16 protein-coding genes are annotated in these 22567 nt (G+C 60.9%); 4 read left to right on the forward strand and 12 right to left on the reverse strand.

What is annotated here, in order from left to right; all coding sequences use genetic code 11:
- Nucleotides 1–132: 132 nt before the first annotated feature.
- The 5 genes from AC07X9_RS13025 to galA form a co-directional block, all read right to left on the reverse strand.
- Nucleotides 133–1014, reverse strand: coding sequence for an SMP-30/gluconolactonase/LRE family protein (locus AC07X9_RS13025; protein ID WP_086485788.1), 882 nt, complete (start codon nt 1012–1014; stop codon nt 133–135).
- On the reverse strand, nt 1014–1796 hold the full coding sequence (gene xylB, locus AC07X9_RS13030) for a D-xylose 1-dehydrogenase (protein ID WP_086485789.1): 783 nt from the start codon (nt 1794–1796) through the stop codon (nt 1014–1016). Before xylB ends, AC07X9_RS13025 begins: the two co-directional genes overlap by 1 nt.
- A 54-nt stretch (nt 1797–1850) precedes the next feature.
- The gene (locus AC07X9_RS13035; protein ID WP_086485790.1) at nt 1851–3002 is read right to left on the reverse strand and encodes a fumarylacetoacetate hydrolase family protein; all 1152 of its coding nucleotides are present in this window, start codon (nt 3000–3002) and stop codon (nt 1851–1853) included.
- Nucleotides 3003–3141: 139 nt separating this feature from the next.
- Nucleotides 3142–4383 carry a cation:proton antiporter gene (locus AC07X9_RS13040; protein WP_086485791.1) on the reverse strand — a complete coding sequence of 414 codons (1242 nt, stop codon included), beginning with the start codon at nt 4381–4383 and terminating at the stop codon, nt 3142–3144.
- A gap of 460 nt (nt 4384–4843) precedes the next feature.
- A complete protein-coding gene (gene galA / locus AC07X9_RS13045; protein WP_254908071.1) occupies nt 4844–7513 on the reverse strand; it encodes a beta-galactosidase GalA in 2670 nt (889 codons plus the stop codon).
- Between the two features lie 51 nt (nt 7514–7564).
- Here galA and AC07X9_RS13050 point away from each other — a divergent pair, with 51 nt between their 5' ends.
- Entirely contained in the window at nt 7565–8608 is a 1044-nt protein-coding gene (locus AC07X9_RS13050) for an IS110-like element ISShsp1 family transposase (protein ID WP_026150064.1), read from the forward strand.
- Between the two features lie 237 nt (nt 8609–8845).
- Here the strand turns inward: AC07X9_RS13050 and AC07X9_RS13055 are convergent, their stop codons facing one another.
- Both AC07X9_RS13055 and AC07X9_RS13060 read right to left on the reverse strand, forming a co-directional pair.
- Nucleotides 8846–9169, reverse strand: coding sequence for a hypothetical protein (locus tag AC07X9_RS13055; protein ID WP_176342119.1), 324 nt, complete (start codon nt 9167–9169; stop codon nt 8846–8848).
- A gap of 47 nt (nt 9170–9216) precedes the next feature.
- On the reverse strand, nt 9217–10191 hold the full coding sequence (locus AC07X9_RS13060; protein WP_086485792.1) for an alpha/beta hydrolase: 975 nt from the start codon (nt 10189–10191) through the stop codon (nt 9217–9219).
- Between the two features lie 381 nt (nt 10192–10572).
- Here AC07X9_RS13060 and AC07X9_RS13065 point away from each other — a divergent pair, with 381 nt between their 5' ends.
- From AC07X9_RS13065 to AC07X9_RS13075, 3 genes are all read left to right on the forward strand, one after another.
- Complete coding sequence (locus AC07X9_RS13065) at nt 10573–13497, forward strand: TIM-barrel domain-containing protein (protein ID WP_176342120.1); 2925 nt, start codon at nt 10573–10575, stop codon at nt 13495–13497.
- Between the two features lie 233 nt (nt 13498–13730).
- Nucleotides 13731–16100 (forward strand): glycoside hydrolase family 127 protein, encoded by a 2370-nt coding sequence (locus tag AC07X9_RS13070; protein ID WP_086485794.1) that lies wholly within the window; start codon nt 13731–13733, stop codon nt 16098–16100.
- 76 nt (nt 16101–16176) lie between these two features.
- Nucleotides 16177–17244: a glycoside hydrolase family 62 protein gene (locus AC07X9_RS13075; RefSeq protein WP_485637001.1), complete on the forward strand. Its 1068-nt coding sequence runs from the start codon at nt 16177–16179 to the stop codon at nt 17242–17244.
- 136 nt (nt 17245–17380) lie between these two features.
- Here AC07X9_RS13075 and AC07X9_RS13080 read toward each other — a convergent pair whose 3' ends face one another.
- The 5 genes from AC07X9_RS13080 to xth all read right to left on the reverse strand — a co-directional run bounded on the left by AC07X9_RS13080 (nt 17381) and on the right by xth (nt 22341).
- Nucleotides 17381–18187 carry a class I mannose-6-phosphate isomerase gene (locus AC07X9_RS13080; protein WP_017183143.1) on the reverse strand — a complete coding sequence of 269 codons (807 nt, stop codon included), beginning with the start codon at nt 18185–18187 and terminating at the stop codon, nt 17381–17383.
- A gap of 204 nt (nt 18188–18391) precedes the next feature.
- A complete protein-coding gene (locus tag AC07X9_RS13085; RefSeq protein ID WP_017183144.1) occupies nt 18392–19558 on the reverse strand; it encodes a nucleotide sugar dehydrogenase in 1167 nt (388 codons plus the stop codon).
- A gap of 415 nt (nt 19559–19973) precedes the next feature.
- Nucleotides 19974–20474: a L,D-transpeptidase family protein gene (locus AC07X9_RS13090; protein ID WP_017183145.1), complete on the reverse strand. Its 501-nt coding sequence runs from the start codon at nt 20472–20474 to the stop codon at nt 19974–19976.
- Nucleotides 20471–21544, reverse strand: coding sequence for a GTP cyclohydrolase II (gene ribA, locus AC07X9_RS13095; RefSeq protein WP_017183146.1), 1074 nt, complete (start codon nt 21542–21544; stop codon nt 20471–20473). Before ribA ends, AC07X9_RS13090 begins: the two co-directional genes overlap by 4 nt.
- A complete protein-coding gene (gene xth / locus AC07X9_RS13100) occupies nt 21544–22341 on the reverse strand; it encodes an exodeoxyribonuclease III (protein WP_017183147.1) in 798 nt (265 codons plus the stop codon). Before xth ends, ribA begins: the two co-directional genes overlap by 1 nt.
- Nucleotides 22342–22567: the final 226 nt, after the last annotated feature.

Consider the following 22567-nt stretch of genomic DNA (forward strand, 5'->3'; position numbering starts at 1 on the left):
CCGTCTTCCTTTCCTTATTCGTTTATCACTGCCGCCATGGAATATTGACTTGCGCCGACGCAGTTTCGGGCATGTCCTTCTCTCCCCCATGGCGCGCACCATTCCGTCGGAACATTGCGCAACGATTTTGATCTAGCTGGCGGTCAGGGCGACCTTGGGTGCCGGAAGGCCCGGCACATCCACACGGAAACTGAAAAGGTCGCCCGCACCAGGCTGCTGCGCACGTTCGGCCGCCGACAAACCCTTGTGCGCCGTCGTCGCATAGGCCGTGCGAAGATCCGCACCGCCGAACGCGATCTTCGTCACATTGGCCACGGGGAAACTGACGGTGTCCAGCAATTCCCCTGTCGGGGCATAGCGATGGGCTTTCCATCCACCGAACAGACCGATCCAGATGCAGCCTTCGGAATCGACGGACGGCCCGTCGGGATACCCTTGTGCGGGGTCGATGGTGACAAGACGGCGTTGGGAAATGGGCAAGCCGTCATCGCCCAGCGTACAGGCGTAGATGGATCCCCCCAGCGTATCGACATGATAGAGGGTGTTGCCGTCAGGGGACAATGCAGGGCCGTTCGTGATCGCGCAGGGCGCAATGGTCGTGGCAACGACTTTCCCGTCAGCGAAGCGGTAAACGCGGCCCGTCGCCCGCGTCTCGCCATCATCCATGCTGCCGAACCAGATGGCGCCAAAACGATCGATGACGGCGTCGTTCAGCCGGTTGCCGGGCTCGGACGCTTCTGGCGCGGCGAGCAACTCAAAGCTGCCACTTGCCGGATCGAACATATGGATGCCGCTTTGCAGGCCCGCCACCATCCGTCCGCTGTCGGTCGGAAAAATCCAGCCGGGCTGGGCAGGGGCATTCCAGCTTTCGAGTCGGCCCGCCCCCGGATCGAAACGATGGATTTTTTGTTCCTTGATATCGACGAACCAGAGCTTGCCTTCACTCTCGGACCAATAGGGTCCTTCGCCCAGCGTCGCGCCGACCTTGCAAGCCTGTTCGACAGGGACAGGCATCAACGCCAGCCCGCGTCGACAAAATATTCATGGCCCGTGCACATGCGCGCATCGTCAGAGGCAAGGAACAGGGCGAGCGCGGCGACATCATCGGACTGGATTCGATCCTTCAGGCACTGTGCTGCAACGATCTCCTTTTCGCCCTCCGGCGTGTACCATTGCATCTGGCGCGGAGTCTGGACATTGCCGGGAACGATCGTGTTGACGCGGATATTGTCCGGCCCAAGATCGCGCGCCAGTGCGCGGGTCAAACCTTCGATCCCCGCCTTGGCGGTCTGGTAGAGTACAAGGTCGGCCAGCGCGAGATGCCAGCTGATCGAACCAAGGTTGATGATGGCGCCGCCACCCGAACGCCGCATTCCCGGAACAACCGCCTGCGCCGCGAAGAACTGGTGTCGCAGGTTCACGGCAATGCGGTCGTCCCAATATTCGGGGGTAATATCATCGATGCTGTGGCGGTCGTCATTGGCGGCGTTGTTGACCAGAATGTCGATTGCGCCCTGTTCCCGTTCAACATCAGCAATCGTCTGCCGGATCGCTTCGATGTCGCGCAGGTCGCAGTAGCGGTACAGGGGCGCGTGCGCCACGTCGCCGCTCAGCCGTTCGACAAGGTCGTGTGAAGGGGAATCGAGAATGTCGATGAACAAGACCCTGGCACCCTGACGGGCAAAGGCTTCCACCAGCGCCTCTCCGATACCGGCGCCGCCGCCGGTCACAAGCACATGCTTGTCCGTCAGGCTGGGATAGACAGCGCGCACAGCTGTCGGGGTCTTGAGCTTCAACAATGATGGTCTCCGGCAGAAACGGGGAATTGGAATCGACGGGCCGGGCGCATGTCAGGCATGGTCCTGCATGACAGGCGGCTGCAACAACCCACGGCCAGCAAGGTTAGCCATCAACGTGGCGATACCAGTCGTCCATGGCGGCGCGCTCTTCGACGTCGTGACGCGATTGACCAGGGTACCGAGGCGCTCGGAGGAAATACGCACGACGTCGCCGGTCCTGTGGGTAAAACCGCGGCCGGGCACATCGCGGTCCTGCGTCGGCGCGAACAATGTGCCGAGCATCAGCGCGAAGCCGTCGGGATATTGATGTTCGCTAAGCGCCTGACGGACGAGTTCTTCGGGATCGCGGCTGATTTCGCGCATGGAAGAAACACCGGCCAGATGATAGCCGTCGCTGCCCGAGATCGTCAGTTCCACCACCGCATCGCGCACATCATCCATCGTAAAGTCCTGATCGAACAACCGGATGAACGGACCGAGCGAGCATGACGCATTATTGTCCTTTGCCTTGCCCAGCAGCAGCGCGCTGCGTCCCTCGAAATCGCGCAGGTTGACATCGTTGCCCAGCGTCGCGCCCATGATACGCCCGCGCGGATCGACGATCAGGACGATTTCAGGTTCTGGATTGTTCCATGATGAATCCGAACGCACGCCGATGTCATCACCCCAACCGACGGTCGAAAGGACGGGAGCCTTCGTGAAAATTTCCGCATCCGGGCCGATCGCGACTTCCAGATATTGCGACCAGAGGCCCTCATCCGCCAATGCGGTCTTGAGCGCAGCCGCCTCTGCCGAGCCCGGCACGACGGAACGGATGCTACCCCCGATCCGGCCTTCCAGCTTGGCGCGCACCGCCGCTGCGGCATCGGCGTCGCCACGGGCCCGTTCTTCGATCACCCGCTCCACCGCCGAGACAGCAAAGGTAACACCTGCGGCCTTCACGCATTGCAGATCGACGGGCGAAAGGATGTTCAAGCCGGGCAGCAAGTCGTCAAGCGCGCCCAGATGGTCGCCCGTTGCGGCGGCGGGATCAGGCATGGCAAGCAGCGCGGAGACGGTCGGTGCGGTGGTCGCCACATCATAGACCTCGCCATCGCGAATAAGGATCGGTGACGGTCCCGCAACTGTCGCAATTCGCCCGACAAATACCGCCGACCGCCAGTCGGCGCACAGCAAATCTGCCGCTGTGGAAGCGTCCTTCACCTACTGTTCCTCCCGCTAGACATTATGATAACGCTACCATTTCCTGTGTGTACGTCTTTTGTCAAGAGAATTTCAATTTCGACCTTGGGCAGGCCGATCCGTTCAGCATCATAGATGCGGCCTGACAGGGGCATTGAGTTCATCGATGCCGGTTCGCTTCGGCCGAGTCCCGCGCAACCCCCGGATCGGCCATCAAGAGCCGAAGCTTTGGCGCCGCCAGCGGGATGCTCAGCATCGTGCTGGCAATTGCCATCAAAAGCAGGGCGGTGAAGCTTTCCGGCGAAATGATCTGCCGGTCCAGCAGGATGTTGGCGAAGATGATCATGATCAGCGCCTTGGTCTGGAGCAGCCAGCCGATAAGAGTGGCTTCGCCCTTGCGCCATTTCAGGACGCGGCCCGCGCACCACAAACCCAGCAGCTTGCCGCCAACGGAAGCGATCAGCAGCAGCGCCGCCGCGCCGAAAACGGCGATGCCCCCGACGTCCCACTGCGTCTTCAACCCCGTGCTGAGGAAAAAGACGGGCATGACCGCCAGCAGGACATGATCGCGGAAGAGGTCCATCCGTTCCCGATCGAACCATTCCGCATCGAGCACGGCGCCGGCCAGGAAAGCCCCGACCATGAAATGCAGTCCGCACCAATCCGCCGCGAACCCGCAGGCGGCGAGCCAGACAAGCGCGCCATACCAGCGATCACGCTCAGCCAGTCGCGGGACCACCCGACGAACCAGCCATGCCGCAGCGACGAAGGCCATGATGAACATCGCTTGCCGACCGATGCGATCCCAGTCGAGAAGGATCAGCGCTAGCACGCCCCAGATAGCGATATCATCCAGGCTGGCATAGCGCAGGATCCGCTGGCCCAGGGGCTCTCTCAAAATTGCGAGCTTTTCCAGAAACAGGACGAGGATAGGAAGCGCCGTCACAGCACAAGCCATGCCGATGCCGAGCACAACCTGCCAATCTTCGCCAAGTGGGCCGCGCCAACCGTCGTCTAGTGACAGCAGCACCAGGGCTGCCACGCATCCCAGAACAAGCGGCACCATCAGCGCCAGGCCGGACGTCACACCCGTTTCATAACGATGCCGCCACGCATGCCTCAGGTCTAGCTCAAGGCCGGCAATCCATACGAAAATCATCACCCCCCACCAGGCGATGCCGTTCAACGCCGCTACCACTTCGGGCCGAAATACGAAGCTGTAATAATCGGGGAAGGCCGCACCAATGACACGGGGGCCAAGCACCACACCGCCGATGATCTGCATGACGACCAAGGGCACATAATAGTCGATACGGGCGATGCGCCAGACGAGATAGGGGATCGAGAAAATGATCAGCAACGCGATGAGAAAGACCTCCGTCGTGGACATGGTTCCGTGCATGCGTGCTGCCCCTCCCAGGACGCCGGCCAACAGGGAGTCCCACGGATCGGCGCGCCAATCGCCCGTCCTCGACTCGGTGTTTATTTCTCGTACAAAATGTCAGGCAAAATGCATCTGTTTTTTGCTGTGGTAAGGGATCGAGATAATGTGAAAGGATGCTGCATGATCCACTACTTCGTCGAGAGCTTGGACCAAAGGATCATATAGCCTTGGCGGGGATCAGAGTGCTGACTCAAACTCGTCCGGCCATGTTCAATCCCCTCCAGCTACAAAATATTCTGTGCGCTAAACCGTCCGAATCATTCTGTAATGTCGGAGTTATAATCCAGATATGGAGGAGTCGAATGGTCGATGGTAATCACCGGGATGTCATAGTCGCCCTCTTCCGAAGGGGCTGATGCCTGCCACATGGGTGAGCAAAGTGAATGGGGACATCGCGCTGCGCAGGCCAGCGGGGGTATCAGTGATTGGCGACCGCGACCGGCTGGACCAGCCCCCCCGGCTTGGCGGCTTCATTTTCCACCAGCAGCGTCACAATCCGTTCGCCATTCCCCGGTGGTAGCGCAATGGCCAGCGCAGCCTCGTCATATCCCGGTTTGGTCGCGACCTGCCTGCCGTCCAGCCAGATTTCCGCGCGACCGATGATCCCGCCGAATTTCAGCATGCCGCCACGCGCCTGCACTCCGCGGCGCGGCGTGAAGCTTGTGCGCAGCACGATCCAGCGCTTGTCTTCCGGGGCGGCCTGAAGCTCGCCCGCGCCCAGCCAAAGCCAGCTGTTCATGTCGGTTTCGGCAGGTTTCATGTTCGGATCAGGCTTTTCGGCGAAAGTGGGCGACTGACGCCAGCCCTCTATCACCTGCACCGACGCCGTCGGCGGAACCTGAGCGCGTGGGGTCGCTGGAAGGCGGCCTATGCTAGTCCGCGCTGGGCGCAGACCTGGCGCGTTCACCGTCACCACCAGTGGCCCCGCGCCCGCCTGCGTCCGCACGATCAGCTGTGCCAAGCCATTGAATAGACGGCGGCTTTCACCCTTTTCCGCCTCATGGCTGTTAGGATCACCATTGCCGTGCCCGATGATCTCCCCGCCCGAAATCGTGAAGCTGACCGGCAGGTTGGCGGTGGCGACGTGGCGCCCCCTGGCATCGACCGCGTCGATCGTGATCGGCTGCACGTCCTCGCCGTCGCCCGCCATCAGCATCCGGTCTGGCGTCAGGCGCAATGCCACGGGCGCACCTGTCGTCTCCACCACCGTGCGCGTGACCTCCCGCCCACCGCGATAGCCGATCGCCTCGATCCGCCCCGGCGCATAGGGCACTTGCCAGCGCGGCATCTCGAACCGATCGACGTCCTGCTCGCCCACGGTCTTGCCGTTGAGGACGAGCCGCACCCGATCCATATTGGTCAGCACCATCACCGTGACAGGTTGCCCTTCGCGCCCCGGCCAGTTCCAGTGCGGCACGATGTCGATCAGCGGCTGGTCGTCCACCCATTGCGCGCGATGGAGCAGGAAAGCCGTCTTGGGAAAGCCGCACAGATCCATGATCCCGAAGAAGCTTGACGCCGACGGCCATTCATAGGGCGAGGGCTCGCCGCGATAGTCGAACCCGGTCCAGACGAAGGCGCCCGCGACGAACGGGCGGGTAGCGATCGCCTTCCACGCCTCGCGATGCGTGTTGCCCCAGCTTGACCGCACATCGTCATAGGAAGCAAAGACGTGCGCCGCCTGGTCGCTTTCATAGGCGCCGCGCGTCATGAAGGCGCTCGTATCCTCCGAACTGATCATTGGCAGGTGCGGATTGGCGGCATGGAACCGGTCATATTCGCCGGGCTGGTAGTTGAACCCCACCACATCGACCGCCTGGCTGACATTTTTCGGCGCATAGAGGCCCGCGTTCATTGCCGCCGTGACGGGCCGGCTGTCGTCCAGCGCCTTCACCTCGGCGACCATGCGGCGGACCATTTCATAGCCCGCCTCGCTGCCCTGCATCGGTTCTTCGTTGAACACCGACCAGATGAAGATGCTCGGCCGGTTGCGGTCGCGCCGGACCAGCCAGCGGAGTTGCTCGATATAGTCAGGGCTGGTGTTGAAATTGCGATTCTCGTCCATGACGAGCATCCCCAGACGGTCGCATGCATCGAGCAACTCGGTCGCTGGCGCATTGTGCGAGCAGCGGATCGCGTTCGATCCCATCGCCTTCAGCCGCCCAATCCGCCATTCCCACAGCGCATCGGGAACGGCGACGCCCACGCCCGCATGATCCTGATGATTGCAAGTGCCCTTGATCTTGAGCGGCTCCCCGTTGAGGAAAAAGCCCCTGTCGGCGTCAAAGTGGAAGGTGCGAAAGCCGATCCGCAGGGTGCGCCGGTCGTCGGGCTGACCCTCGCGCGTCAGACGGGCGCGCAGCGTGTAGAGATTGGGCGCATCGACGGACCAGAGCTTGGGGTCCGGTACCGCCAGATCAAAATGGGCTTCCCGCCTGGCCAGTGGCGGCACCGTCACCCCGGTGCTTCCCTGTGCGACCACGCCGCCCCCGGCGTCGGTCAGTTCGACCGAGACAGTCGCATTTGCCTCTGCCTTCAATATGTTGCCCAGCGTCGCCGTGACAGGCACGCTCCAGCGACCGTCCGGCCCCAGCCGTGGATCGGCATGAATGCCATCGGTCTCGATATAGACGGGCGGACGCTTCGCCAGCCACACATGGCGATAGATGCCGGCCCCTTCATACCACCAGCCTTCCATCTTTTCCGCATCGACGCGCACGACGATGGTATTCAGATGATCGCCAAAGCGCGCGGTGGGAGTCAGGTCGAGATAGAGGGAATTATAGCCGCTCCAGTTATGCGCGATGACCGATCCGTTGAACCAGATCGTGGCGTTGGTCGCGATCGCGCCGAACTGCAACTCGATATATTTGCCCCGGTCCTCCGGCTCCAGCCGCAGGGTACGCCGATACCAGGCATAGCCGCGTCGGCGGTATCCCTGCGACGGGTTGGCGTCCCTGTCGAACGGCATAGCCACCGCCCAATCATGCGGCAGGTCGACATTCGGCCAGTCCGAATCGTCGAAATTGGTTGCCGCCGCGCCTTGCGCCTGCCCTGCCTTGTTGGGGTGGACGGCTCCCAACGGCATCGCAATGTGCCAGAGTGAGTGCGTTGCAAGACTCAATCAAGGGAGCCGCCCGTGGAGCAAATTACCCGCATAGGCATGGATACGTCAAAGAACGTTTTTCAACTGCATGGCGTCGATGCAGCGGAGAAGCCAGTGCTGCGCAAGAAGTTGACGCGCCGAGAGATGATTCGGTTTTTCGAAAAGCTGCCACCCACCCTCGTCGCTATCGAGGCATGCGGCAGTTCACATCATTGGGCTCGTCTTCTCGGATCGCTCGGGCATGATGTAAGGTTGATCGCGCCGCAATTAGCGAAGCCCTACGTCAAGCGCGGCAAGAACGACGCTGCGGATGCCGAAGCTCTCTGCGAAGCGGTGAGCCGCCCAACAATGCGCTTCGTTCCGGTAAAGACTGCAGAACAACAGGCCGCGCTCATGTTGGTCGGGGTGCGCGAAAGGCTTATTCAGAAGCGCACCCAGCTCGTCAACGCTATACGAGGGTATGGCGCGGAGTTCGGCATCACCGCGGCGACGGGTGCATGTCGCGTCGTACCGCTTCTCGAGTGCATCGCGGAAGATGAAACGATACCCGAATTGGCGCGCGAACTTTTTGCGCTGCAGGGAAAGGAATATGCGCAGCTCCAGTGCGAGATCGAACGGATCGACGCGAAGCTGATGGAATGGCATCGCAACGACGAATGTAGTCAGCGACTGGCCAAAATTCCCGGCGTTGGGCCTATCGGCGCGACCTTGCTCATGATGAAAACGCCCGATCCGCATCTATTCAAATCCGGTCGGGATTTTGCGGCATGGATGGGCCTGACCCCCAAAGATCACTCGACCGCCGGCAAGACAAGACACGGCGTTATCACTCGCGCTGGTGATGAGCTTCTCAGAAGCACGCTCGTGGTCGGAGCCACCGCAGTCGTTCAGCACGCCCGCAATGGGCGAGGCAGGAATCTAACACCGTGGCTTATCGGCTTGATTGCACGAAAATCGCCTAAGCTCGTTGCGGTTGCCGTTGCTAACAAAGCCGCACGTGTCGCGTGGAAACTCATGGTGAGCGGCGAGCGATACCAGTGCGTCGCGCCGCCCGCGCTAACTGCGGTAGCAGCATAAGAATTAGCCAGGGACGATGAGCAAAATATCAATGCTATCGTACTGAGCTGATCCGTGATCTTGCATGAAGAGAGCAGATGGTGCGATCGATCGATCCGAGGCGTGTGACACTCCGTCAGTTCCAATGGCCATCACAGGCCGCTGCCTTGTTGGGAACACACACCGCGGAAACCATCTTGGCCAGCGGTCACGTGCGACCGCACCGAAAGGCCGGACATATGGAAGCAAGCGATCCGATCAAATTTTCCGTTCAGCCCTTGCAAGAGGGAGCCGTCCACATATGGCATTGGAATAGCTCCAGCCATGGCCCTTGATCTCAGGAGCGGGGATGTCCCCCTGATGGAATTGCCAGGCACGATCCAGCAGCAGGCGTCCCGGCTCATCAGGCTCCGGACGGGGGGGCAGGACCGTTCGTGAGGCTGGCATCGGCAGGCCGGGATGCGGGCCGGTCCTGACACTGGCCGCCTCGGCTCCCGCCACAGGAGCCATCGCGGCGACCGATCCCGCAGCCACCATGAATTCCCTGCGTTTGAGGACGATCGGCGACTGGCTGCCCGACACGGACTTTCCTCTCAAACCTGTTATTTCCCGTCTGGCACGGCGAAGGATCAATGCTGCTGTGGCGGGAAAATGCCGTGCCGGGCGGCGAAGGCCGCAAATAATGTCGGCCATATGGACGCGGGTTCGCTTGCCGGCAAACGCACGCCGAATCCGTGCCCGCCATGCTCGAAGACATGCAGCGCGACTGGTCGTGCCTTGGCCTGCATCGCCTGAAACAGGGCGATGCTGTTGGCCACCGGCACTGCTCCATCGTCGGCGGCGTGCATCAGGAAGACTGGTGACGTGTCATCCGTGACCCGCATCTCGACCGATCGCGCCTTGCGGGACGCTTCCGTCGGGTTCTGACCGAGCAGGGCCGCGCGAGACCCTTCATGCGTGAACGGCGCATCGACGCTGATCACCGGGTAGATGAGGCCGGCAACATCGGGCCGCGCCGAAAGGCGATCGGCGGAATCGACCGGGGCATAGACGGGCTCGGCATGGCATGTGGCGAGCGATCCTGCCAGATGACCGCCAGCCGAAAAACCAAGCACCCCCACGCGCTCCGGCATGATGCCGAACTGCTGCGCGCGCGACCGGATCAGGCGCATGGCCCGCTGCGCATCCTGCAACGGCACATTTTCCCGCTGCCGCCAGCCCTCGCCCGGCAGGCGATACATCAGGATGAACGCGGTCACCCCTTGCGCATTGAGCCAGTCGGCCTGGCTGACCCCTTCATTGTCATAGGACAAGAACCAGTAGCTTCCGCCTGGAACGACCAGCATCGCAGTACCGTTGGGATGTTTCGGGCGGCGCACGACCAGGAAGGGCCGATCGATCCCGCTGATCCAGCGGTCAGGTTTGGCGGGATCACGCGATTGATCCTCAACCTTGCGGGCGATCTTGTTTCCGGATGCACCGGGTGCGGAAGCGGGCCACAGGTCGACCACTTCGTCGGCGGGCGCCGACTGCGCCAACGCCCGTAAGGGCACCGTCGCCAGAGCCGCACCGGCACCTATCACCATACGTCGGGTGATCGTCATACTATCCTCTCTGTCGAGTGGCTGACGGTGATGACCGCGCCCGTCCGATCCAGCGCCCATCGCATTTACGGGCAAATATATTTGTATGAGTATAATTGGATGGCCAGTTCGTCAATATGAAAGCCGACCGGTTGGCATGCATTTGGTCTCATACCGGGCCGATGATTGCGCGCGCCATCTCAGCGGGATATGACAATCCGCTCCCCACAGGCGTATGGCCAATATGCGTCAATTGAGCGCCCTTGAATGTCTATGTCTCCATCATTCAACCGTCGCTCAACAGCGTGTTGCCCCCGGCCCTGCGGTTTTTGCTCTCACCTTGAACTGACGTCTCAGTCATGACATAGCCGGAAAAACTACTCATACAATTTGAGGGTCAGGATGCGGTATCGGTTACGCTTGTCTGTGGCGATTGTTGGTCTCGCGCTTGCGCTGCCAGCAGCGGCCGAAGAGGTCCATAGCGGGCTTACCGCGACCGGCGAGATCGCCAATGTCGCGATTGCGTCCTCGCCCGCCTTTCATTTCGTCCAGTTGCGCAACGGCGTTCAGTTTCAACTGAACGGAACGGTCAAGACGGTCCTTTTCTACGGGCCGGACGTCGTGCGCGTGAATGCAAGCCTTGGCCAGTCACACTGGGGCCAGCCAAGCCTGGTCGTCACCCAAACGCTCCAGCCAGTCCGCTTTGCCGTGGCGGAAACGGACGCAACGCTGAGCCTGACTGGCGACAAGGTGCGGGTGGCGATCGACAAGCGCGACGGGGCGATCAGCTTCTTCGACGCAAAGAGCCGGCTGTTGACGCGCGAAAAAGCCGGCGCGCCGCAGTCGATCACCGCACGCACCGTCGCTGACTCACCGACCTATGAGGTCGAGAATCGCTTCACCTTGAAACCCGGCGAGGGCATCTACGGCTTCGGCTTTACCGACGATGCAGAGGTGAACCGGCGCGGCAAGGATCTGCTGCTCGTCCAGACCAATATCGGCATCATCATCCCCGTCATGCTGTCGACCGAAGGCTATGGCGTCCTATGGGACACCTATTCGCAAATGCGCTTTACCGACAATGCGCAGGGCGCGCGCTTGTGGGCCGAGGACGCGCCGGGCGGCGTCGACTATTATCTGATGGCGGGCGACACCATGGACGATGTGGTCGGCGCCTATCGCCGGCTGACGGGTCAGGCGCCCATGTATCCCAAACAGGCGTTCGGCCTGTTCATGAGCAAGGAGCGCTACCCGACGCAAGACCGCCTGGTCGAGGTCGCCCGCACCTTCCGCAAGGAAGGCTTCCCGCTCGATTACATCGTGCAGGATTGGCAATATTGGGGCAGCGACAAGGATGGCACCTGGTCGGGCATGATCTGGAACCCGGAACGCTATCCGGACCCCGAAGGGATGACGCGGGCGATCCACGAACTCCACATGAAATTCATGATCTCGATCTGGCCGTCAGTGGGCAATGACACGGCGCTGGCGAAGGAGTTGGACCAATATGGCCTGCGCTTCGCCCCGCTGCACTGGATTTCGAAGAAGGCGCGCGTCTATGACGCATACAGCGCCAAGGGACGCGACATCTATTTCAAGCACATCAAATCGGGCCTGCTCGACAATGGCGTCGATGCCCTGTGGATGGACGGAACGGAAGTGGAGGCAAGCTCCGCCATGTGGGATCCCCACTCCAACATCGTCGATACAAAGGCGCTGGGCCGCAACGCCATGGGCGATTTTTCGCGATACCTGAATCCCTATACGCTGCTGACGACGCAGGGCACCTATGACGGCCAACGCGCGACAAGTGACAAGCGCGTGCTGACGCTGACGCGATCCGCGTGGGCGGGCGCACAGCGAACGGCGGCGGCATCCTGGTCCGGCGATACAAAGGCAAGCTGGGATACGCTCAGGAAGCAGGTCGCCGGCGGCGTCAACGTCACCGTCACCGGCAACCCTTATTGGACGCAGGATATTGGCGGCTTTTTCGTCGATGATTTCCCCGGCGGTGAAAAGAACCCGGCCTACCGCGAACTGTTCGCGCGCTGGTTCCAATATGGCGCCTTCAATCCGTTGATGCGCGTGCACGGCACCAGCATCGAGCGGGAACCCTATATCTTCAAGGATATGGACCCGGCGATGTACAAGTCGCTGCTCGATACCGTCCATCTGCGCTACCGCCTGCTACCCTATATATACAGCCTGAGCGCCAGAGTGACGTCGGACGGCTATACGCTCATGCGACCGTTGCCGATGGACTTTGCGAACGACCCGGCAACCTACGACATCAACGACAGTTTCATGTTCGGATCGTCGCTGCTGGTCCACCCCGTCACGCGGGCCATCTATCATATCCAGCCGCCGCCACCCCCGACGATCCCCGCGGCCTATCTGCGCACCGGGGAAGGCAAACAGGGTTTGAACCTGCAATATTTCCAGGGTCGCAACTTCGACGCGCCCAGGGGGACCGGGCAGGTCGACGAGCGGGTCGACCATATCTGGCCGGGACCGCCGCTTGCGGAAATGCCCGCCGGACTTACCGCCCTCACCGACTTTTCGGCACGTTGGGAAGGGGAATTGGTCGCGCCAGAGGACGGCGAATATGAAATCGGCCTGTCGGGCGATGATGGCTATCGCCTGTTTCTGGACGGCAAAAAGGTCTTGGAGGACTGGAACGACGGGCCCAATCGCTATGCTGGCGTGAAGCGCGTGCTGCGCAAGGGGCAGCGCGTCCCCATCCGCATCGACTATTATCAGGGCGGGGGCGGTCGATCGCTGCGACTGGCGTGGCGCACGCCGGGCGAGCTACGGACCATGGCGGCGACCAAACCAGCGCAAGACCTGTCGATGACCACCTACTTGCCCAGGGGCAGCGCCTGGTATGATTTCTGGACGAACCAGCGCCTGGCGGGCGGGCAAAGGGTAACGCGCGACGCACCGTTGGACGTCATTCCCTTGTACGTCCGCGCCAGGTCGATCATCCCGATGGGGCCGATCGTGCAATATGCGACAGAAAAGCCGGAGGCTCCGCTGGAAATCCGGGTCTATCCCGGCGCTGACGGCCGCTTCACCATCTATGAAGACGATAATGAGACCTACGCCTATGAGCGTGGTCAGTCCGCCCGTTACGATTTGCACTGGAACGATGCGAAGCGGACGCTGTCCATCGGCACACGGCAAGGCAGCTTTCCGGACATGATCCGGCGGCGACAACTTAATATCGCCATCGTCGATCCTACCAATGCGACGGCCATAGCCCCCGCGCGCGCCGACCGCAGCGTCAATTATGACGGGCACGCGATGACGTTGCGGTTTGGCCATTGAGGGCAACCGCACAGATCCAGGCGCCCATTCGGCAATGAAGGAGATGGGGGCGAACTCAGCTTGCGCTACGACGGCGTGGTCCATCGGGTCAAACTGGCAGAAAATGGCACTGGTCGGCTCATGCTGCCGCAATAGCGCAATTTCATGTTCAAAGATTTTGTCTGAGTATTTACAGGCCACCTTCGCGCAGATAGACTCGGCATGATCTCGACAATGCATGGCAGAGGATTTGGATGAGCAGCTTTTCGCGGCGCGGGGTCCTTGCAGGGATGACCGGCCTGACCACCATCGCCAGCGCCGGACTGGCGGCGGAGGAGGTTGGCCAGTTGGCTGCGGCCAACGGGCCCGCCAAGCCCTTTCCCCTGTCGCAGGTCCGCCTGAGGCCATCCATTTTTCTTGATTCGGTCGAAGCCAACAAACGCTATCTGCTCTCGCTCGATCCAGACCGTTTGCTCCATAATTTCCACCTGTTCGCCGGTATCGCGCCCAAGGGCGCGAAATATGGCGGCTGGGAAGCGCAGGGAATCGCCGGACACAGCCTGGGCCATTATCAATCCGCGCTCAGCCTCGTCTTTGCACAGACAGGCGACAGCCGCTTTCGCGACCGTTCTCTCGCCATCTCGCGCGAACTGGCGGCGGTGCAGGCGGGACATGGCGACGGCTATGCCGGGGCGACCACGGTCGATCGCGGTGGCAAGACGGTGGACGGCAAGGCTGTGTTCGAAGAGCTTCGACGCGGCGACATTCGCACATCCGGGTTCGGGCTTAACGATGGCTGGGTGCCCATCTACACCTATCACAAGGTCTTTGCGGGCGCGCTCGACTCCCATCTGCATTGTCAGGACAGTGTCGCACTTGATGTCGCGATTGGCCTCGCCGGCTATCTCGGCACTATTATCGAAGGGCTGAGCGATGATCAGGTTCAGCAGATACTGGTCGCCGAACATGGCGGTATCAATGAAAGCTATGCCGAACTTTATGCGCGCACTGGCAACGCGCGCTGGCTGAAGATTGCGGAACGCCTCCGCCATCGCGCGGTGCTCGATCCGCTGGCGCAAGGGCGCGACGAACTGAACGGAAAGCATGCCAATACCCAAATTCCCAAGCTGATCGGCCTGGCGCGCCTGTACGAAGTCGCGCCATCGGAACAGCATCGCCATGACAGCGCGGGGGCGGCCATGTTCTTCTGGGACACGGTGACGCGCGACCACAGCTATGTGATCGGCGGCAATTCCAACTATGAACATTTCGGGGAGCCGCGCAAACTTGCAGGACGATTGGGCCAGCAAACCTGCGAGGCCTGCAACAGCTACAATATGCTCAAGCTCAGCCGCCATCTTTACGGCTGGACCGGGGATGCGCGCTATTTCGACTTTTACGAGCGCGCCCATCTCAATCACATCATGTCGCAGCAGCATCCTGCGACGGGGATGTACAGCTATTTCACCCCGCTAGCGTCCGGTTTCGGCCGCGTCCGTTCCACGCCGGACAATTCCTTCTGGTGCTGTGTCGGCTCCGGCATGGAAAGTCATTCCAAGCATGGCGACAGCATCTGGTGGCATCGGGACGACAGGGTGCTGGTCAACCTGTACTACCCTTCCTCGCTCGACTGGACGGAAAAGGGCGTCCAGATCGAAATGGACACGGGCTTCCCCTTCAAGGACAGGGTGCGCATCCATCTGGTCAAAGCGAATGCCGCCGTCGACCTCGGCCTGCGCGTGCCGCTCTGGTGCGCAGCGCCCCGGATCAGGATCAATGGCAAGCCCGTGCGGGCGAAGATCGCGAACCGCTATCTGATGCTGGACCAATTGGCGACGGGCGATGTCATCGACCTGACGCTGCCGATGAGCCTTCATCATCAAACAATGCCCGATGACGACCGCATCCTGGCCTATCTCTACGGGCCGATGGTCCTTGCCGCCGACCTTGGCCCGTCCGACAAGCCCCGCGATCAATATTTCGATCCCGTGGTCGTTTCCGGTAGCGCCAAAGACGGTGTGCGCCAGGTCGGCGGGGAGCCCGTATTTGCGCTTGGCGGCCAGAGCAGGCCGGAACAGCTGATGCTCAAGCCCTTTTTCAATCAGCACGACAACCGCACTGCCGTCTATTTCCGCCACTTCACCCCGACGCAATGGACGACGGCGGAGGTCGGCTATCTGGCGAACGCGCGAGAGCAGGCCGAAGCGCTGGCGCGAACCATCGACACGATCCGCTTAGGGGAAATGCAGCCCGAGCGCGACCACGCCTTTTCCGGCACGGCCAACACAGGGACGGTCGAGCATCTCGCCGAGCGCGGCCGCGTCGTCATGAAAGGCTTTTTCCAGTTCAAGCTGGCGATCCGGCCTGGGCCGGTCGAACTGCGCGTCGTCTATGCCGGGCCGGATCGCCACAGAGACTTCGCCATCCTCGTCAACGGCGAGCCGCTCGTCAGGGAGAGGCTGGCCGGGGAGCCGACCGTTCAGCGAAACATCGTGAGCTATCCCCTGCCCGATCATCTGCTGAGCGGCCGCGACATCACCGTCCGTTTCGAGGCGAACAGCGACCAGTGGGTGACCGTCTATGAATGCAGGACCGTTGCCGGCGGGAAAGCGCCATCAACCTGACATGCCACGGCCGTCTGAAGCGATTGCCAAGCCATCGGCCGCAAAGCCGGAAACCATCATGAGAGGATTTAGGACATTGAGAAACAGGCGTTATTCCGGATCGATACTGACAGCCATTGCCGCACTGGGCGTAATGGCATCGGCAAGCGCATGGGCCGGTTCGTCGCAACCGGCCGGGTTTCGCTGGGAATCCTCTCTTCCGCTGATTACGCCCCCGGCGGACGGCGCGCCGGGCTTTCACGGCGTGAAAGACCCGTCGATCGTCTATCATGACGGCAAATATCATGTCTTTCTGACGACAGCGACAAGCAACGGCTGGGGCGTCGCCTATACCTCGTTCGCAGACTGGAAAGACGCACCGAAAGCGCCGATCGTCGGGCTGGAAAAGGCACCGATGGGGCCGGGCTATCGCGCCGCGCCGCAGGTCTTCTACTTCGCGCCGCAAAAGCTATGGTATCTGGGCTATCAGGGTGGGGATCCGCTCTATTCGACCAGCAGCGACATCAGCGACCCCACTTCGTGGAGCGCGCCCAAGCCCTTTTACGATACGGTACCCGAAATCGTGAAGCAGCCGAACGGCAAGCCGGGATGGCTTGATTTCTGGACGATCTGCGACGACCAGAACTGCTATCTCTTCTTCACGAACGACAATGGCAGCTTCTACCGCGCCGAAACATCGCTGGCGGAATTTCCCAAGGGATTCCACAACACCACCCGCGTCATGGAAGGCCGGAAGGAAGATATATTCGAAGCCAGCAATACCTATAAGATCGCCGGCACGAACAACTATCTGACGCTGATCGAAGCAATTGGTCCCAAGGGCCGCTATTTCCGCGCGTGGACCAGCGACAGTCTGGCCGGCGAATGGAAGCCGCTAACCCCGGACCCGATGAATATATTCGCCAGTGCCGACAATGTGCGCTTCAAGGGCCGGGTCTGGTCAGAAGGCGTTTCCCACGGTGAAATGATCCGCTCGACGAGCGATCAGACCATGGCGATCGATCCCTGCAAGCCTCTTCAGTTTCTCTACCAGGGGCTCGATATGGAGAAGGGCAAGACATATGAATATATCCAGTTGCCCTACAGGCTCGGCGTGATCACTGCCAAGGGCCCCAATCCGATAAGCAAAATGTGCCCCAAATAACCTGCAGCTCATCGCAACTGCCGTAAGAGATTGTAGCAGGATAGGGTTCGTCGTCTTGGGACGCATGGAGCCTCAATTGAGGCTCCATGCGATCGACAATATTGGCAGGTCAATCAGGTCGCCTGGCGCAGCGCCTCTATCGCGGGGTAGCCAGCAGGATCGAGGCAGGCGTCGCGACGTCGATTGTGCAGTCGCCAGTCAGCAGCAGGCAATCGCCCTTCGCCCATACCTCCCCATTGACCGTCCCTGCCCCGCTTAGCGGCGTAAACCACATCTGCTTGTAATCAGGCAGGCTTACCGATTTTTCGCCGTGCCAATGCACCAGGTCGAGCGTAAACGGCGCCTCCGTATCGGCGATAATTTGGCGTTCAGTGCCTAACGGCGCTTCGATTAGGTCGCACGCATATGGCGCAAGGTGGCTGACAGCAGCACCATCCTCCAGATGCAATGCACGCGGCCTGCCATAATCATAAAGCCGGTAGGTGATGTCCGCATTTTGTTGAATTTCAACCAAGGTAATGCCTGCCCCGATCGCATGAACCGTCCCTGCAGGAATGAAATAGCAATCTCCCGGTTTCACCGGCTTCCAATCGACAAGCTGTTCGATCGATCCATCCGTCGCGGCCGCGCGAAACGCCTCGGCCGTCATGGGGCGGATCAGACCGATCCCCAATGCTGCGCCAGGCTCGCAATCCAATATATACCAGATTTCCGCCTTCCCCCGACGCAAGCCCTTGGCCATTGCCTGCGCATCATTGGGGTGAACCTGGATCGACAATCTTTCGCTGGTGAAGATATATTTCACCAGCAGCGGCCAATCCTGTCCATCTGGGCCTTCAAACCACACTTCCCCGATCTGGCGGCTTTCGGTCGCCGAGAAAATGGACGGGAGGTCAGTCCGGCCCCACGGCTTTTCAACATAATGTGGGCGAAGCTTCAGCATCAATATCCTGTCGGGCTTTATTCCCGATTTCCAACATGGTGCCAGCAATAGGAGATGCCCGTTCCGCTATCAACAAATGACGGGATTAAACCCGTTGCGCACTGGGCGTCGTCTTTTCTCAACCAAACGGCATGATGCACGACAGGCCCTGCGGCCTGTCGTGCACCAACTCAGACGGTGTAAAGCAATCGCCGGGACAGGAGATCAATCCGATCCGAACAGGTCCCGGGTGAAGATCTTGTCCGCCACATCGGCAACGTCCGGCGTCATGCGGTTGGCAATGATGATGTCGCAATCTTCCTTGAAAGCAGCCAGATCACGCACGACCTTTGAACCGAAAAATTGATCGTCTGTCATCGCGGGTTCGAAAATCACCACTTCGATACCCTTTGCCTTGATCCGCTTCATGATGCCCTGGATCGAAGACTGGCGGAAATTGTCCGAACCCGCCTTCATGACGAGACGGAAAACACCGACTTTCCTCGGCCCCTTGGCGATGATCTGGTCGGCCAGGAAATCCTTGCGGGTCCGGTTGGCGTCAACGATCGCGCGGATCAGATTCTGCGGCACTTCGGAATAATTGGCGAGCAACTGCTTGGTATCCTTGGGCAGGCAATAGCCGCCATAACCGAAGCTGGGATTGTTATAGTGCGACCCTATGCGCGGATCGAGTCCAACGCCCTGAATGATCTGGCGCGAATCCATGCCGTGCGCGATGGCATAGCTGTCCAGTTCGTTGAAGAAGGCGACGCGCATGGCAAGATAAGTGTTGGCAAACAGCTTGATCGCCTCGGCCTCGCGGGGATCAGTGAACAGGATTTCGACGTCGGTTTTTTCCGCGCCCTGCAACAGCATATCGGCAAAGATGCGCGCCCGTTCTGACCGTTCGCCCACGATAATGCGCGAAGGATGAAGATTATCATGCAACGCCCGGCCTTCACGCAGGAATTCCGGGCTGAAGATGACTTGTTCGGTCGCCAGGCGCTTGCGCACATCTTCCACGAAACCGACCGGGATCGTCGATTTTATGACGACCGTGGCAGCGGGGCTGCCAACCTTGGCTATCTCGATCACGGCTTCGACCGAGGATGTATCGAATTTGTCGCTGCTCACATCATAATTGGTGGGCGTAGCGACGATCACATAGTCGGCACCGTCCAGAGCCTCCTGCGGATTGAGCGTCGCGGTAAGGTTGAGCGGACGCGTGGCAAGAAATTCTTCGAGTTCAGCGTCGATGATCGGCGATTTGCGCGCATTGAGCATGTCGACCCGTTCAGGCGTGATATCGACGGCGACCACCTCATTATGCTGCGCCAGCAACACTGCGTTGGAGAGACCCACATATCCAAGCCCAAAAACCGCGATTTTCATCTGTCGTCGCTTCCTCGCATTGCTCAAACCCGGTGAAACCTACGTCGTCACCCAAATAATGATTCATGTCCTGCATAGGCATTTTACATCAAAAAAAATACGCAAGCGTTACTGCGCTGCACAATATCCAGCCAAAAGCACTTTGATCAGCGAATATGCCTCGGCTGAGTCGGGTGTAGGATCAGGCGAACATTGGCTGAACCGGGGCCACCATCCGTTTGATATTTCAAGTCGGGATCGCGGCGCAAAGTGAGAGCGTCGCTCCATTCACAGCGTGCAAGCCATGCGCTGCCACACGCAAATATCATGCTGTTGGGATGCCCGCCGCCTCGAATCTCAACGATGTCCGGCAATATCGCTATCAACTTCACGACCACCCGCGAGTCGACGGACGATCGAACACGCCGCCTGGGCGTCAAACAATCTCCATGGCATCGCCAGGTTCTAGCAGCGGCAGCAATTGCACCATGTCACCGCGTTCCACCGCGACACAGCCCGCGGTCGGCCGTCCTTCCGACAAATGGAAGAAGATCGCACTGCCCTGCCCCGGCACCGGCGGCCGGTCATTATGGCCCAGAATGACGATCACATCATAGGCGTCGTCGGCGCGGATCAGATTTTCGGCCGAAAAGCCGCGCGGCAAGCGAACCGGGCGGTTATAGGCGGGATCGGCCGGGTCATCCGACCAGCCATCGCCTGCCCGCACCCAGCGCCATGGCAAGCGGATGCCCGCCGGATCGATCCTGCCGGGTCGCAGCAATACGCCCCGGATCGGCCAGACGCCGAGCGGGGTGCAACCATCGCCCTCCCGCTTGTCACTCGCGGCACAAACACCGCTCCGGCCGATGGCGCAGGGCATGGCGATCGTGCCGAAGCTCAGGCGGCCCGCGCCACTATCGACGCGGATCAGCCTCATAGCTGGTGGCCGGTCCGGTCGCGCTTGGTGGCAAGATAGCGTTCATTATGCGGGTTGGTCGGCAGGATGATCGACAGTCGTTCGGCCACGCTGATCCCCGCCGCCTCCAGCCCCGCTACCTTTTGCGGATTGTTGGTGAGCAGGCGGACGGTATGAACTCCGATCAGGTCCAGCATGCGCGCCGCGACCGAAAAATCGCGCGCATCGATGGCAAAGCCCAGGCGGACATTGGCATCCACAGTGTCAAAGCCCTGATCCTGCATCGCATAGGCGCGCAATTTGTTGACGAGGCCAATGCCGCGCCCTTCCTGCCGCAGATAGAGCAGCACGCCCCAGGGCGCGTCGGCGATCTGGTGAAGCGCCTCTTGCAGTTGCGGGCCGCAATCGCATTTCAGGCTGCCAAGCACATCGCCGGTCAGACATTCGCTGTGCAGGCGAACGACGGGGGGCGACGAGTCCCGTTTGCCGACAATCAGTGCGACATGTTCGCGCGGTTCATCGGGACTGCGAAAGGCAATGATTTCCGCGCTTTCGCTAGCCGATACCGGCAGTCTGGCACGGGTGGCGATGGCAAGGTGGATGGCATCGTCATAGGCGTCGATCGCGTCGACGCTGACGTCGATGTCCCGGTCGCCGTCGCCATCCAGCGCGAAATAGGCAGGAAGGATACCGGCAAGCCGGGCGAGGCGCAGCGCCGCCTTGGCAGCCAGGGGTGCGGCGAGGGCGCGGGCCTGAAACGGTCCCTTTAGCGGCGACGCAAGGTCCAGCACGGGATCGGATATGGCGGTCGCGACATCGGCGTCGATCCATGGCGCGCGGGCGATCATCACAGGCATGTCGGGATCGGCCGCCGCGATCTGGTTGGCGAGTTTGAGCGTCTGGCCACGCGCGGCGGAAATCAAAATGTCGGCTTTGCCCGCAGGATCGAAATCGGCCAGCGTTACCGCGTCAGCGCCCTCCACTGCCATCAGCCGCAGCGCACCGTCGGCGGCCGACACCCGCACCGCCCAGCCACGGCGCAGCGCGTCGATAGCGCGCGCTGCGTCACGCCCTGTCGCCCGCCCGCCCATCAGAAGGCGAAGTCGGTGATGATGGGGATATGATCGGACGGCTTGCCCCAGTTGCGCGCGGGTTCGACGACGCGGTGGGCGACCGCCTTGTCGGCGACGTCGCGGGTCATCCACATATGGTCCAGCCGCCGACCGCGATCGGATTCGGCCCAGTCCTTCGCGCGATAGCTCCACCACGTATAGAGCCGCGCCGGCGCAGGATGGAAATGGCGGCCTATGTCGACCCAGTCGTTCGATGCCTGAAGGCGGGCGAGCGTTTCGCATTCGATCGGCGTGTGGCTGACGACGTTGATGAGTTGCTTGTGGCTCCACACGTCGCATTCCAGCGGCGCGATGTTGAAATCGCCGGTCAGGATGGTGGGCTTGTCAGCCAGCGTCGACGACCATTGGATCATGCGTTCGAGAAAATCGAGCTTCTGGCCGAATTTGGGGTTCTGATCCCGGTCGGCAATGTCGCCGCCAGCGGGAACATAGACATTTTCGATCCGCACCCCATTGTCGAGCCGGACGCCGACATGACGGGCTTCGCCATTGGCCTGCCAGTCGAGCCGGTCATCCTCGTAAATCGGCACCCGGCTCATGATTGCGACGCCATGGTGCATTTTCTGCCCGTTCAGCACCTGATGGACATAGCCCAGCCGGCGGAACATATCGGCCGGAAAAGTCTCGTTCACCACCTTGGTTTCCTGAAGGCACAATATGTCGGGCGCTTCCTGGGTCAGGAATTGTTCGACAATGTCGATACGCGCGCGAACGCTATTGATGTTCCAGGATGCGATGGAAAGAGTGTCGGCCATGGTCCGGCACTAGGGGCGTAATCCGCGGCTTGCAAGATCGCTGCTCGGCCATGGGGCTGCATGGATCGCGGACAAAGTAAGACCCCCGCTCCGGGGGCATGGAACGGGGGTCTCGATCGCGCCCTTGAAGCGCTATGCGACGGGAGGAGTGTGCCGGGTAACAGGGGGGAAATCCCGGTTGGCCTCTCGCCGTGGAGTTCTAGATAGCGCTCTGGATATGAGCGGC

It is taken from the genome of Sphingobium sp. GW456-12-10-14-TSB1 (assembly GCF_059424385.1).